Here is a 13,559-nt window from a genome sequence, read left to right as displayed (position 1 = left end):
GCATGGGACAGAAGGTTCTGATTGCCGATGACAGTCAGGAGATCATAGAGATCCTGCAGATACTTTTGACAGGAGAGGGATATGAGGTGATAACCGCGTCAGACGGGGAGGAAGCCGTCCGTTTGGCGGATGAATCCATCGATTTGATTATTCTGGACATTATGATGCCGCTGAAGTCCGGCTATGTGGCCTGTGCCGAGATACGTCAGAAGACCATGGCGCCGATCCTGTTTTTAACGGCTAAGATGCAGGATTCCGACAAGGCCATGGGATTTTCGGCAGGAGGCGACGACTATCTGACCAAGCCGTTTTCCTATTCCGAACTGCTTTCCAGGGTGAAGTCCCTAATCCGCAGGTACTGTATCTATCAGGGGAAAGGAACCGCTCAGACAAACAATAAGCTCTGTCTGGGCGACCTGGTGGTGGATAAGGATACCAGAACGGTGATGCTGGAGGAAAGGGAAGTCTATCTGACTGCCAGAGAATATGCAATTCTGGTTCTGATGATGGAGAACCGGAGAAAAGTGTTTTCCTCGGAAAATATCTATGAAAGCGTATGGAAGGAGCCGTATTTTTACTCTGCTAATAACAATGTGATGGTGCATATCCGCAACATCCGCAAAAAAATTGAGAAAGACCCGCAGAATCCTGAGTACATAAAAACCATGTGGGGAAGAGGATACTATATTGAATAAAACCCTGTTTAAAATTTTAAATCCTTCCCGCCTCAGCATCGCTGTTCTTTATTATGTGATTCTCTCCGCCCTGGCCGCTTTTGTGTGCCAGGCGGTTGTATTTAACGGGATGAATGCGGTTGTGGGGACCCTTATGGATCACCAGAATTATTATAAGAGGCATATTCACGGCGTGGTGGAAGATTTTCAGAATTATATTGAGGACAACCATGTGGGAATCAACGATGTGGAAAAGATCGAAAGCTGGAATTATGATAACTGGTATGTGTTTTTGACGGTATATAAGGACGGGAAGGTCTGCTATACCACCATGGATAAGGAGAGCAAGGAACGGGAGCTTCAGCTGGGATATTATCCTTACAGACATGACCAGTCCCTCAGCTATCCGGTAACATTTTCCGACGGGGAAGGCGAGATCACGGTGAGGGCCTATTTTGAGGTCAGATACAGAACGCTGATTCTGATCATCAGCGCCGGAGTGACGGCTTCCTGTTTTGTGGCCGTATTCCTCATGCTGGTCAGGAAAAAGCTGAAATACATTACGAGGATTGAGAAGGGAATACGGATTTTAGAGGCAGGAACAGAGGAATACCGGATACCGGAAAGCGGAAGAGACGAGCTGTATTCTCTAGCCCATACCATCAACCAGATGAGCGACAGCCTGCACCGGGAAATTGAGCAAAAGGACAGAATCCAGAAAGAAAGGGATGAGATGATCACCTCCTTGTCCCATGATATCAGAACGCCTTTGACATCGGTTCTTTTTTATCTGGACATGATAACCGATAAGAAATGTTCCGGCGAACAGGCGGAAATCTATATGAAAAAGGCAAAAAGCCAGGCCTATCATATGAAAAAACTGATGGACGATCTGTTTTCCTATTCCTATGCGGTGTGGGAAAATGCGCCCGACAAAGCGGAAATCTACGACGGCAACGAACTGATCGTTCAGCTTTTAGGGGATCTGATTGAGTCTTTGGAAGAGCGGGGATTTAAAACAAATCTGAATTACCAGGTGAATGAGCCGTTTTCCATTCAGGCGGAGGTTGCCCAGCTGAGAAGAGTATTTGACAATTTGGGTACCAATGTGGGAAAATATGCGGTAAAGGAAGAAAACGTGGAATTCTGTGTCCGTCTGGATGGGGACCATATGTGCCTGATCCAGGAAAATCCCATGAAGGAAGCGGAAATTGAAGTGGAAAGCTATGGAATCGGCATCAAGGCCTCTCAGAAAATTATTGAAAAAATGGGAGGAAGTTTTACGTATGGAAGCAAAAATTACAGGTTCCAGGCCGTCATCTGTCTGCCGATTATTCCAAAATAGGAAATTCTGAAGAAAACTTTAGAAATTTTACAGCCAAATATAAAGATTTTAAGTCCATACTATAACCATAGTATCTGAATGAAATGGGGTATGAACATGAAAATCCTTATTATGACAGGCAAATTTGGAATGGGACATTATTCAGCGGCTCAATCCCTTGCAAAACAGGTGAAAAAAGTGAACCCTCAGGCAGAAGTTGTGATCCGCGATCTATTTGAATATGCGGTTCCATCCTGCTCCGACCGGGTTTACCAGGCATTCGGACTGATGGTGACCCACTGCAGCAGCGCTTATAATACTTATTATAACCGGATGGAAAAGAAGGGTCCGGATTTAAGGCCGGTATTTCTTCCCTATTTTTTAAAAAAGATGAAACAGCTTTTAGAAACGGAAAAGCCGGATGCGGTGCTGTCAACCCTTCCTCTCTGCTCTCAGATCATTTCCTGGTATAAAAGCAGAACCGGAGATAAGATTCCGCTCATCACCTGCATTACGGATATCAGCAGCCATTCCGAATGGATTAATGCCAACACGGACTGCTATCTGGTGCCTTCCAGGAACGTGAGAACGCGGCTGATGGAAAAAGGAGTGGACGGCAGGAAAGTCTGCGTATACGGAATCCCCGTTCGGCCGGAATTCGATGCAAAAGAAGAAAAGAACGTTGAAAATGACGGAAAGAAGCAGATTCTCATCATGGGCGGCGGTCTTGGAATACTGCCGGAAAACCCGGCGTTTTATGAAGAACTGAACGGCTGCGGCCATATTAAAGTGACAGTTATTACAGGGAAAAATAAAGAGATTTACCACAAGCTTTACGGCAAATACGAGAATATCGAAGTGATCGGCTATACGGATGAAGTCTACCGCTATATGCAGGAAGCGGATGTGGTCATATCGAAACCCGGCGGAATCACGCTGTTTGAAACCATCCACTCAGGAACGCCTATCCTGGTATTCGAACCGTTTTTGCAGCAGGAGATCAATAACACCGGATTCATTATAAGAAATGGGATCGGGATCATCTTAAAGAAGAATCCGGAAATCTGTGCCAGAGAGATCGATAAGATTATGAAAGACGACACTCTTTTAAACAGTATGAAACATAATGTAAAGCAGTTAAAACAGCAGTACGACCAGGGCGTGATCGGCCGGATTCTATCGTATGTGGGCTGCGGCAGTGAGGAGGCATATGTGGTATGAAAAAAAGCGGATTGGCTGCTTTTACAGCCTGTGCTGCCGGAATTTTTGCGCTGCATTCCTGCATTCCGGCGATTTATAATAAAAGATGGAATCCAAAGGTGATGAAAAGAACCGGGATTTCCCATACGGTCATGCTCACCTTTGACGATGGGCCTGATGCCCGTTACACGGGCCGTATTCTGGATTTCTTAAAGGAACAGAAGATCCACGCCGTATTTTTTACAGTGACGAGAGAAGCGGAGAAAAACAGGGCGCTCATCGAGCGGATGATATCAGAAGGTCATGCGGTGGGATTTCATTCCACGGATCATCAGAACGCCATGTTCAGAAGCTTTTTTTATACAAAACGCGATTTTAAAGAAGGGTATCGGTTTTTATCTGAATTTGGAATCAGGAAGATCTATTACCGCCCTCCATGGGGGCTTACCAATCTGTTTACCGGACATTTTGTAAAAAAATACGGGATGCGGATGATTTTATGGGATGTGATGGCAGAGGATTGGGAGAAAAAGGCCACGGCCGGGTCCATCTATGATAAATGCATGGAGCGGGTGAAGGACCAATCAATTATCTGCCTTCACGACGGAGGGGAAAAAAGCGGAGGAGCCCCAGGCGCTCCGGCTAAGACGCTGGAAGCATTGAAACTTGTTATACCTGCATTAAAAGAGGAAGGATACAGTTTTATCCTTCCGGACTGACAGAATAGAGGTACATATGGAACAAAAACAGATGAACTGGAAACGAATGATTATATATGCCGTGATTATGGCTGCGTTGGCAGGCATTACGTTTTTTGTGCTCTTTAAAGACAGTTCCATATCGGAGATCAGAAGCGTGATCAGGGAAGCGAATCTATGGTATGCGGTGCTGGGAATCGGGTGCATGTGCATATTCGCCTTATGTGAGGCGGCCATTATCCGCGGACTTTTAAAAATATTCAGGCGGAGGATTCCATGGTCAAGAGCATGGCAGTATGCATTTGCCGGATTTTATTTCAGCTCCATCACCCCGTCTGCCACAGGAGGCCAGCCCATGCAGTTTTACTATATGACAAGGGATGGTTTAAACGGAGCCCAGTCCACATTTACGCTGCTGACTGTAACGGCCGCTTATCAGATGGCGGTGCTGGTCTATGGAACCCTGTCCGTTTTCTTGAATTATTCATATATAAAAGGGCTTCCGTCCATCATCCACTGGCTGATTATACTCGGGGTGCTGGCCAACGGCCTGGCGGCCCTGTTTATCCTGGCCGTGATTTTCTGGAGAAAGCCGGTGGAAAAGATTGTTTTAAAGGTTTTATCCATTCTGCACCGGATTCATCTGGTGAAAGACCGGGAAAAGGCTTCGGCCAGAATGGAAGAGCTGATGGAAGAATACGCCCAGGGCGGAGTATATCTGAGGTCAAAGCCGCTGGTATTTTTAAAGGTGATCGTCTATACGTTCCTTCAGCTGACATTTTTATATCTCAGCTCTTACTGCGCCTGTCTGGCGCTGGGGCTGACTGATGTGCCTGTTCTTCAATTCCTTATGATGCAGGCGGTGCTCAGCCTGGCCGTGTCGGCGGTTCCCCTTCCGGGTTCCGTGGGTGCGTCGGAAAGCAGTTTCCTGGTTTTGTTCGGAAGTTTATTTACTTCAGGCCAGATTCTTCCGGTCATGCTTCTAGCCAGGGGAATCAGTTTTTACAGCTTTTTAGTGATCAGCGGATTGGTGGTGCTGTATTTGCAGTTCCACCGCCGTTTTTTTGCGTTTCCCTCTTAGATGCCGTTGTCCTGTTCAGCAGACGCCTTACCAGAATTACGGAAGAGATGGTAAAAAAGATCTCAAGGGCGCTGCTTACGATTCCCACTAACACCAGCAGAAGGGCCGACAGGATCACAATAGCCAAAAGCGCCTTCATATAGGAGGCGTAAATCTGAGGCTGAGCCTGCCAAAGCTGCCAGATGATCAAAAACAGGCAGAAGATCAGGCATGCGGCGGCCAAAAATGCAAAAACAATATGAAGAAATGATTTTAACGGCAGTATTTCCGGCAGGTAGGGCGTGGTGATTGCGCAGACCAGAAGGCTGAGAGAAAGGGGAATCAAAAACATCCCTCCCGGCTTTTCGTCCATCTGCTTGACGATGGAGCGGAGCACAATATAAAAATAAAGCCCCACCAGAACGCCCCAGAGGACAAATGCGTCCCTCCGGTGGATAAAGCTGCCGATAACGGAAAAGTTGGTGGTAAACCAGTTATATCCCTTAACAAACAGTATGGTGTATACGGGAATGATAATATATGCCAATAAACTCAGTAACATGTGTCCTCCAATCGATGTACCAGACTGAAATTTGTCATTTTGGAGTGTGCATCTTAACAGCTTTTTGTCAGATTTGCGTTACACTCCGGTCACAAGATAAAAGTATACCAGAAGATCGGGATTTCGAGTCTGAAATTTCTATAGCATTTTTATAAAAGATCTTTAAAGTTTTCGAAAATAGTGTTACTCTAAATGAGTATACTCCAAACGAGTAAGGAAGGTGATACAGGTGAAACTTTGCATTGCAGCAGCTGGAATAGTGAGAGAAGAATAATCGAATTGAGGAGGAACTATGACTATTCCAGCTAATAAAATATATCCAAGGTCCATAGATAAAGAGACCATTTATTTGAAAAATGTGATTAAAAATCCCAACATAACCGTTGGGGAATATACCATGTACAATGATTTTGTCAACGATCCCACGTTATTTGAGAAAAATAATGTGCTGTACCATTATCCCATCAACCAGGATAAGCTGGTGATCGGAAAATACTGCTCCATCGCATGCGGAGCTAAATTCCTGTTTACAAGCGCCAATCATACCATGAGTTCCCTTTCCACCTATCCGTTCCCGCTGTTTTGGGAAGATTGGGAGTTAGGGCCGGAACACGTCCGGGAGGCATGGGACAACAAAGGCGATATAGTGATCGGAAATGACGTCTGGATCGGCTATGAGGCTGTGATCATGTCAGGCGTTCATATTGGAGACGGGGCTATTATAGGCACCAGGGCGGTGGTTACAAAGGATGTGCCGCCTTATACGATTGTGGGCGGAGTGCCCGCGAAAGTCATTAAAAAAAGATATGACGAGGATAAGATCTTAAAGCTTTTGTCTATGAAGTGGTGGGACTGGCCTCGGGAAAAGGTCAGAGAGAGCCTGCCGTTTTTAATGAAAGGACAGCTTGAAGCCCTGTGATTTCCGATCCGGGCTGACCAAGATCCGTTAATCGTATGAGCAAGGCCGGGATTTATAGGACGGGGGAACGGCGTTAAACTAAAGGGACGCCGTTCCCTTTTGCCGCCCGGATTTATTATTGAGAAAATACGTAATTGTTCAGCGGGTCTGCGCATGTTCTGCGCTGACCGTAATAAAACGCGGAAACTATGTTTTCAGGAGAAAATTGAGAATGATATATACAGTACCCCATTATTATAATAAATTTCAATGCACTGCGTCGGACTGCGAAGATACCTGCTGCGCAGGATGGCAGATCATGATCGATGAGAAGTCGCTTAAAAAGTACCGGAAGACAAAGGGAGCTTTTGGAAACCGCCTTCATAACTCGATCGATTGGAAGGAGTCCTGCTTTAAACAGTATGCCCAGAGATGTGCATTTTTAAATGAGGAAAATCTCTGCGATATCTATACGGAAGCGGGCCCGGAAATGCTTTGCAGAACCTGCCGCAATTATCCGAGACACATTGAGGAATTTGAAGGATGCAGGGAGATTTCCCTGTCTTTATCCTGTATGGAAGCGGCGAAAATTATATTGGGCTGTGAAGAGCCGGTCCGTTTTCTCACAAAAGAAAGACCGGGGGAGGAAGAATACCCGGAATTCGACTTTTTTTTGTATACCAAGCTGATGGATACAAGGGACGTGATGATCTCCATGATGCAGGAACGGACAGTGGGGTTTGAGACCAGAACGGCCATGGTTTTGGCTCTGGCCCACGATTTACAGAGCCGGATTAGAAAAGGCCGGTTATTCGAGGTGGACAGCCTGCTTCTGCGTTACCGGAAAGAAGGGGCTGTGAAGGCATTTGAAGAGAAGCTGTTGGAATATGAGACAGACGGACAGACCCGATATGGGATCATGAAAGCGATGTTTCAGATTCTGGATGAGCTGGAGGTGCTGAAAAAGGATTGGCCGGATTACAGAAAGCGGCTGATTCATACTTTGTATGCGGACGGGCCTGCGGAGTATGAAGCCAGGAGAACGGCATTTCGGGCGGATGCGGAAAGTTCTGAGGGTAATTCACAGCGTTGGCAGTGCTGGGGCGAACAGCTTATGGTATATTTTATCTTTACCTATTTTTGCGGCGCCGTATATGACGGACATGCATTTGCCAAGATAAAACTGGCCGCTGTCAGCACTCTGCTGATTCAGGAGATGGCACAGGCGATTTGGCAGGAAAATGGACGGATGCCGGAACTTAACGACATGGTGGAGATCGCTCACCGCTATTCCAGGGAAGTGGAGCATTCGGATCTCAATTTAAAGCAGTTGGAAGAGATTTTTATGGAAAAAGGGCGGTTTGATCTGGAAATACTGATAAAAGCGGTGATTTCATAGGCATCCCTTTTATCTTCAGTTAGGATGAAACTTCTGGCGGTTTGATGAAATTCGGCATTAAATTCAGCGTAAAAACGATATGCTGTTTACAGATAAACGTTTCATAGGTTATGATAATAAAAAAAGAAGGTTGAGATATGAGCGAAGAGAAGAAGAGTGAAGAAAAGTTAAACTGGAAAAAAGAAATATGGGAATGGGTTAAGATAATTCTGGCCGCTGCGGCCATTGCGTTTCTTGTTAATCATTTTTTGATCGCTAACAGCGTGGTTCCGTCCGGTTCCATGGAAACGACGATTATGCCGGGAGACAGGATCATAGGTTCCAGGCTTTCATACCGGTTTGGAGAGCCGGAGAGGGGCGATATCGTCATCTTTGACCATGAGAACGGCCCTTCTAAAAAAGAAATCCATTATGTGAAGCGGATTATCGGACTTCCTGGAGAAACCCTGGATATCAGGGACGGACATGTGTATATCAACGGTTCGGACACTCCCCTTGAGGAACCGTATCTGAAAGAAGAGATGGACCCGTCGGAAAACAAACATTTTGAAATACCGGAAGGGTGCTATTTCATGATGGGTGATAACCGGAACCTTTCCGCAGACGCAAGAGGCTGGTCTGATCCCTATGTGTCTAAGAGTAAAATAATTGCAAAAGTGCAGTTCCGGTACTTCCCGAAACCTGGAAAGGTGAAATAAAAATGTGAAAATAAGCGGCTGCAACCAATAGTTGCCAATCAGTTGGTGGTATTTTAACCTTCTTTATGGTAGTTTTAAGACGGAGGTGAGGCCATGTCAATGGGAAATAAGATTCAAACCTACAGAAAGAGGGCGCATCTGTCCCAGGAACAGTTAGCGGAGCAGCTGGGAGTAAGCCGTCAGGCGGTAACAAAATGGGAATCAGGCCAGTCGGCGCCCAGCACCAAAAACCTGGCTCAATTGGCTGGGGTTTTGGGAGTGAGCTTGGATGAGTTGGCCGGAAATCCGCCGGAAGCACCGGCTATGGAATTACAGGAAGAAAGTAAGCCGGAAACCGGAGAAACGCTCCGGAAGGAATATAATCCGGATGCCAAAGCCGGAAAAATCGGAAGAAAGATTCCCTTCGGCCGGATTTACGTGGGTATCCTGATTGCCTTGTTTGCCCTGTTTTTTATCACAGCCCTGACAGGAGGACAGCTCATAGCCGACTTAGCAGTCACTTTGATTAATCTGCTGTTTCTGGGCGGTTTTGTATATGTGCTGATCTTAGTGATAAAAGTTTTAAAGCAAAAAAGCGAAGGCTGAATACGAAATCTTTATAAAAAAACCATCCTAAAACCGAAAGGGTTGAAGGATGGTTTTTTAAATTTATAATTGGATGATCTGATTTGATGGAATGCGGATTCTCTATGACCTTCCGCCAATTTCTATCTCACGCCAAATTTAACTCCGCGTTTCAGCGTTCCGTTGCTGTTCCACTCTTGGTAAACGTATGGCTGTTCTCCTGACGGTCCGTTTTCTGTAAAATGATATGTTTTGCCGTCCACATCCACATTGCCCTGAATCAGCTGGCACTTGTTGTTCATGTAGTAAGCGTTGCCGTTGACTTTGATTAAACCTGCCTGTAATTCACCTGAATCAGCGGCGAAATACCAGGTATTATCACGCTGTATCCAACCGGTTCTCATAATCTGATCGGAACCGAAGAAGAACCAGTGGTCTTTATAACGAACCCAGTTATTCGTGCAGTAGCTTCCGTCTCCCCACTGGTATTTTGTACCCTGTGATGTGTTTACAAAACCTGCCGCAAATGATGTGAAAGCACTTCCTGCGCTGAGTGACAGAACTACGGCTGCAAGAGCCAATTTCTTTAATTTCATTAGAAAACCCTCCTTTTTCTATATCCTTATCTGTGTTCACGAGCATCTTACACCTTGGAGTAAGTCCAGGGTCAAGACAGTTTAGTTTTTTGTATGTAAAATGTAATATTAAATTCATGTTTCACCAACTAAGAGGGTGCGGACATAAAGTTGGACTTAAGCGACCAACCCCAGACTCTTTCTATAGTTTAGCGGACTCATTCCGCCAAGTGACATTTTAATGCGTTTTTCATTGTACCAGTGTATGTATTGATTAACTTCTTCAATGAAGGCCTCAATCGTTGTATCTTCCCAACTGCGGCAATAAAACATCTCATTTTTTAACCGACCGAAGAATCCTTCACAAGCGGAATTGTCTGGAGAACATCCCTTTTTAGACATAGATCGGATAAGCCCGGCACTTTCCGTGCGTTCAATCCATCCAGGCCAGCGATAGTGGCAGCCACGATCAGAGTGTATAATTGGGTACTCATCCTCCCCCAAAAGATCTACTGCCTTATCTAGCATTCGATTTACAAGCGCTGCATCTGGAGACACTCCCACTGTCCAAGAGATTACGGTACCATCAAAACAATCAATGATAGGTGAGAGATAAACCTTCCCCGCTGGTATGGCAAACTCGGTGATATCGGTGAGCCACTTGGTGTTAGGTTTTTCAGCATGGAAATCCCGTTTAAGCAGGTTTTCTACTTCTGGGCTGATTTCTCCCTTATACGAGCTATACTTACGACGACGTTTTTGATAAACAACCAATCCTTCTTCTTGCATAATACGTCTCACTACTTTTTCAGAAAGGGGAAACCCATCAGAAATGAGAACCATATGCAAACGACGATATCCGTAGCGTTGTGATGACTCTTCGAATGCACTTCGGATATCTACCCGCAACTCCGCATACTTATCAGGTCTTCTCAGAGAGGATTCCTGATAACAGTAGCTACTTTTAGCCATATTTAAAATGAGGAGCAGATCCTTTAATAAATATCGGTTTCTCAGGGCATCAATCACTATGGCCTTATCTCGATTGGTGAGTTTTTCAAGACTGATGCCCTTATCTTTTTTAGGAGTTCTGCAGCCTTTTTAAGAACATCATTTTCCAGCTGGAGTCTGCAGGCCTCTTTCCTCAAAGCTTCTACTTCAGCTTCGAGTTCCAGTTTTTCTTTTTTGAGCTGTATAGAATCTTTATCCTCGTTAGGGGGTTTTTGCATTACTTGATTTCTCCCTTCGCCCAGTAGCTTTCTTCGCCAAATTGATACTGCCGAGGGAGTTACGTTATAAATAGCTGCAATTTCTGAAATCGTCAAATCACCTCGGCAAGATTCACGAACAGCTTGTAATTGCTGCTCTTCTGTACATCTTACATGAGGCTTAAAAATTTGACAACGTCTTTCTGCTTCCAGCGGATTATATTCTTTAATCCAGGCTTTGAGGAGTGGACGACTAGGATAACCTAAAACTTTTACTGTTTGGAGAATGTTCTTCCCATTCTTCAAATAGTATTGGATGGCTCGCTCCTTTTCTTCGTCAGAATATTTACTGTAGCGATGTTTCTGAGCGTGGAGAGATTGATTTCTTTCATACTCATCAACCCAGTGAGCTAACGATGTGACATCAGGATATCCTAATCTGCGTACTGTCAATGCAGCATTGTTACCAAGTTCGAAATAGAGTTCTACGGCTTTAAGTCGTTTTTCAAAAGAATACATGGATGACCTCCTTTGACTTATAAAGTCCAGGATTTCGTCCGCACCCCCTAAATTCGTGATTGACGATTTTAGTGTTACACCTATCATGGTATTATTATCTTGGTAAGTGGATTCCTCCATCCAAGGAGGATTATTTATGCCTAAGAAAAAAGAATATGATCACAAACACCTTTCAACAAGCCAGCGCATCCACATCGAAAAAGGATTAAATGACGGCTTGTCCTTTGCTGCCATTGCCAGAAAACTGGATAAACATCCCAGCACCATTGCTAAGGAAGTAAGGAAATACCGCACATTTCAGCCTCGTGAGAAAGATCCGAAGAAGCCGGCCAGATGTTCTCTCTTTAAAGAATGCACCCTCCGCTTCCTTTGTGATGAAAAAGGCTGTGTGAAGATGTGTAAGAGCTGCTATGATGTAAAGCTGCAGATTCCTAAATGCAGTTATCTGTGTCCTGAATACCAGGAGCCTCAGTGCGCATCAATATCCAAAGCTCCTTATGTATGCAATCATTGCGCAAGACAGCGGACCTGCAATAAGAACAAAGCCTTCTACATTGCCCTGAATGCAGATAAATCCTCTCAAGAACTGCTGGTATCATGCAGACAGGGTATTAACCAGGCTCCTGTTGATATCGCAATGCTTGATGACCTTATTTCCCCATTACTTGCTCAAGGACAGTCACTGGCGCACATTTATGCTTTTCATGGACACGAGATTCCTTGTTCCAGAAAGACTCTCTACAATTATATAGACCAGGGCGTTTTTACTGCTAAGAACATCGATCTGCGCCGTAAGGTGCGTTACAAATGCAAGCCAAGAAAAACTGGTACAAGGGTCAGCCTGGCTGCAAAAGAATTCCGTATAGGACGTACCTACGAAGATTTTCAAAAATTCATTCAAAAGAATCCTGACATTCCTGTTGTCGAACTCGATACGGTAGAAGGCGGACGGGATAACAGCACCCAGGCTTTCCTTACCCTCTTTTTCCGTAACTGTTCTCTTATGCTTATTTTTGTGCTGCAAGAGAAATCACAGGATCAGGTCATAAAAGTTTTCGATTATTTGACAGAAAAACTCGGTATTGGGGTATTTCAGGAACTGTTCCCTGTAATCTTGACCGATAATGGTGTAGAATTTCAATTTCCGGAGCGATTGGAGTGTGATAAAAATGGTGAGATCCGCACAAAAATCTTTTACTGCAATCCGAACTCTTCCTGGCAAAAAGGGCGGATCGAGAAAAATCATGAATACATCCGGTATGTGATTCCCAAAGGTCAGAGTCTGGATAACTATAAGCAGAGAGATGCCTGCGTACTTATGAATCATATCAACAGTGAAGCCAGAGACAGCCTGAACGGTTGCACTCCATTCAGGCTGTCTAAGATGCTTTTAAATAACAGGTTACACAGACTTTTATGTCTTCAGGAAATACCTGCAGACCAAGTCAATTTAAAACCATCGTTACTTAAAAAATAGAATTAGAATCAAGACGGAATCCACTGCCGAATTTAATCTTACAAAAATTTGGCATGTGGAATTTAGTCTTGCACACTGACCCAGATGCCTGTTTGCCATGCTTGCACACATGAAAACAGGCTCCTGTAAAGTCATTATAGCTCTATTTTTGTCACACGTAAACCGAAATGAGGTGAATTAAGTGCTGCAAAATCAATGTTTTGTAGAAATCACGAATTCACTTTGAAATTTTACCTTTAGTTTTTTGTAAGCATTGTAAGAGAATCGTAGTGTTTTACTTCCCGGCTTATGCCCTGCTCCCCAGCTGTCCCTTTCGCCGGTTGCCCGGCCGTCCAAAGCAGCGGTTCCAGTATTCCGGATTCGGATATAAGAGGGTGTAAGCGTGCAAATTTTTTCTAAAAACCTTCGGGAAAGACCGCAACTCGCTCCGCTCAAACAAGCGGCTCTTTCCCTCAGAACGAAAAATCCTGCGCGCTAACGCCCTCTAATATCCTGCATAGTCATACTGGAACCGCTGCTTTGGAAGGCCGGGCAACCGGCGAAAGGGACAGCTGGGGAGCAGGGCATAAGCCTCCAATTTGCAGCGCGGTATTGACAAAATATTTAATCAGGTCTATACTGTGAAAAACGAAACAAGAAAGCTATGATGGAAAGAGTAGCTGTAGGAGACCGGACAGAGAGAAGGGCAGAAGCTGAGAGTCCT

The 13,559-nt window shown here is 44.8% G+C and carries 13 protein-coding genes; 10 read left to right on the top strand and 3 right to left on the bottom strand.

The features are described from left to right. Nucleotides 1-2: 2 nt before the first annotated feature. The 5 genes from C0033_RS05085 (at nucleotide 3) to C0033_RS05065 (ending at nucleotide 4,977) form a co-directional block, all read left to right on the top strand. Entirely contained in the window at nucleotides 3-695 is a 693-nt protein-coding gene (locus C0033_RS05085; protein ID WP_103226803.1) for a response regulator transcription factor, read from the top strand. Further along, the gene (locus tag C0033_RS05080) at nucleotides 688-2,019 is read left to right on the top strand and encodes a HAMP domain-containing sensor histidine kinase (protein WP_103226802.1); all 1,332 of its coding nucleotides are present in this window, start codon (nucleotides 688-690) and stop codon (nucleotides 2,017-2,019) included. The genes C0033_RS05085 and C0033_RS05080 overlap by 8 nt, the downstream gene beginning before the upstream one ends. Before the next feature lie 129 nt (nucleotides 2,020-2,148). Then, entirely contained in the window at nucleotides 2,149-3,219 is a 1,071-nt protein-coding gene (locus C0033_RS05075; protein WP_242984422.1) for a glycosyltransferase, read from the top strand. Beyond that, nucleotides 3,216-3,917: a polysaccharide deacetylase family protein gene (locus C0033_RS05070; RefSeq protein ID WP_103226800.1), complete on the top strand. Its 702-nt coding sequence runs from the start codon at nucleotides 3,216-3,218 to the stop codon at nucleotides 3,915-3,917. The genes C0033_RS05075 and C0033_RS05070 overlap by 4 nt, the downstream gene beginning before the upstream one ends. A 16-nt stretch (nucleotides 3,918-3,933) precedes the next feature. Continuing rightward, complete coding sequence (locus C0033_RS05065) at nucleotides 3,934-4,977, top strand: lysylphosphatidylglycerol synthase transmembrane domain-containing protein (protein ID WP_103226799.1); 1,044 nt, start codon at nucleotides 3,934-3,936, stop codon at nucleotides 4,975-4,977. On the opposite strand, the gene C0033_RS05060 is transcribed toward C0033_RS05065, so the two are convergent. Next, nucleotides 4,916-5,518 carry a hypothetical protein gene (locus C0033_RS05060; protein WP_242984421.1) on the bottom strand — a complete coding sequence of 201 codons (603 nt, stop codon included), beginning with the start codon at nucleotides 5,516-5,518 and terminating at the stop codon, nucleotides 4,916-4,918. The genes C0033_RS05065 and C0033_RS05060 overlap by 62 nt on opposite strands. A gap of 292 nt (nucleotides 5,519-5,810) precedes the next feature. Here C0033_RS05060 and C0033_RS05055 point away from each other — a divergent pair, with 292 nt between their 5' ends. The 4 genes from C0033_RS05055 (at nucleotide 5,811) to C0033_RS05040 (ending at nucleotide 9,098) form a co-directional block, all read left to right on the top strand. Continuing rightward, nucleotides 5,811-6,437, top strand: a complete 627-nt coding sequence (locus tag C0033_RS05055) for a CatB-related O-acetyltransferase (RefSeq protein ID WP_103226798.1) — start codon at nucleotides 5,811-5,813, stop codon at nucleotides 6,435-6,437. A gap of 211 nt (nucleotides 6,438-6,648) precedes the next feature. After that, the gene (gene fliB, locus C0033_RS05050; RefSeq protein ID WP_103226797.1) at nucleotides 6,649-7,815 is read left to right on the top strand and encodes a flagellin lysine-N-methylase; all 1,167 of its coding nucleotides are present in this window, start codon (nucleotides 6,649-6,651) and stop codon (nucleotides 7,813-7,815) included. A 137-nt stretch (nucleotides 7,816-7,952) separates the two neighbouring features. After that, nucleotides 7,953-8,513: a signal peptidase I gene (gene lepB / locus C0033_RS05045; protein ID WP_103226796.1), complete on the top strand. Its 561-nt coding sequence runs from the start codon at nucleotides 7,953-7,955 to the stop codon at nucleotides 8,511-8,513. A 93-nt stretch (nucleotides 8,514-8,606) separates the two neighbouring features. Beyond that, nucleotides 8,607-9,098, top strand: a complete 492-nt coding sequence (locus C0033_RS05040; RefSeq protein WP_103226795.1) for a helix-turn-helix transcriptional regulator — start codon at nucleotides 8,607-8,609, stop codon at nucleotides 9,096-9,098. 122 nt (nucleotides 9,099-9,220) lie between these two features. Here the strand turns inward: C0033_RS05040 and C0033_RS05035 are convergent, their stop codons facing one another. Continuing rightward, on the bottom strand, nucleotides 9,221-9,673 hold the full coding sequence (locus C0033_RS05035; RefSeq protein WP_103226794.1) for a hypothetical protein: 453 nt from the start codon (nucleotides 9,671-9,673) through the stop codon (nucleotides 9,221-9,223). Nucleotides 9,674-9,829: 156 nt separating this feature from the next. After that, a protein-coding gene (locus C0033_RS05030; protein WP_103226793.1) for an IS3 family transposase occupies nucleotides 9,830-11,379 on the bottom strand; the annotation gives its coding sequence in 2 pieces (ribosomal slippage) (nucleotides 9,830-10,728 and nucleotides 10,728-11,379; 1,551 coding nt in all). Between the two features lie 136 nt (nucleotides 11,380-11,515). Between C0033_RS05030 and C0033_RS05025 the strand changes: the two genes are divergently transcribed. Then, nucleotides 11,516-12,856, top strand: coding sequence for an IS30 family transposase (locus C0033_RS05025; RefSeq protein WP_103226792.1), 1,341 nt, complete (start codon nucleotides 11,516-11,518; stop codon nucleotides 12,854-12,856). Nucleotides 12,857-13,559: the final 703 nt, after the last annotated feature.

Origin of the sequence: Clostridium sp. chh4-2 (assembly GCF_002899675.1) — a bacterium.
Classification (GTDB): Bacteria; Bacillota; Clostridia; order Lachnospirales; family Lachnospiraceae; genus CHH4-2.
Note: the sequence above shows the minus strand (reverse complement) of the source record. Positions and strands in the feature narration are given on the sequence as shown.

Excerpts from the sequence above, each read along its gene's own strand:
- C0033_RS05085 (WP_103226803.1), top strand. The coding sequence starts at position 3 with ATGGGACAGAAGGTTCTGATTGCCGATGACAGTCAGGAGATCATAGAG.
- C0033_RS05060 (WP_242984421.1), bottom strand. The coding sequence starts at position 5,518 with ATGTTACTGAGTTTATTGGCATATATTATCATTCCCGTATACACCATA.
- C0033_RS05070 (WP_103226800.1), top strand. The coding sequence starts at position 3,216 with ATGAAAAAAAGCGGATTGGCTGCTTTTACAGCCTGTGCTGCCGGAATT.
- C0033_RS05035 (WP_103226794.1), bottom strand. The coding sequence starts at position 9,673 with ATGAAATTAAAGAAATTGGCTCTTGCAGCCGTAGTTCTGTCACTCAGC.
- C0033_RS05055 (WP_103226798.1), top strand. The coding sequence starts at position 5,811 with ATGACTATTCCAGCTAATAAAATATATCCAAGGTCCATAGATAAAGAG.
- fliB (WP_103226797.1), top strand. The coding sequence starts at position 6,649 with ATGATATATACAGTACCCCATTATTATAATAAATTTCAATGCACTGCG.
- C0033_RS05065 (WP_103226799.1), top strand. The coding sequence starts at position 3,934 with ATGGAACAAAAACAGATGAACTGGAAACGAATGATTATATATGCCGTG.
- C0033_RS05025 (WP_103226792.1), top strand. The coding sequence starts at position 11,516 with ATGCCTAAGAAAAAAGAATATGATCACAAACACCTTTCAACAAGCCAG.
- C0033_RS05040 (WP_103226795.1), top strand. The coding sequence starts at position 8,607 with ATGTCAATGGGAAATAAGATTCAAACCTACAGAAAGAGGGCGCATCTG.
- C0033_RS05075 (WP_242984422.1), top strand. The coding sequence starts at position 2,149 with ATGGGACATTATTCAGCGGCTCAATCCCTTGCAAAACAGGTGAAAAAA.
- lepB (WP_103226796.1), top strand. The coding sequence starts at position 7,953 with ATGAGCGAAGAGAAGAAGAGTGAAGAAAAGTTAAACTGGAAAAAAGAA.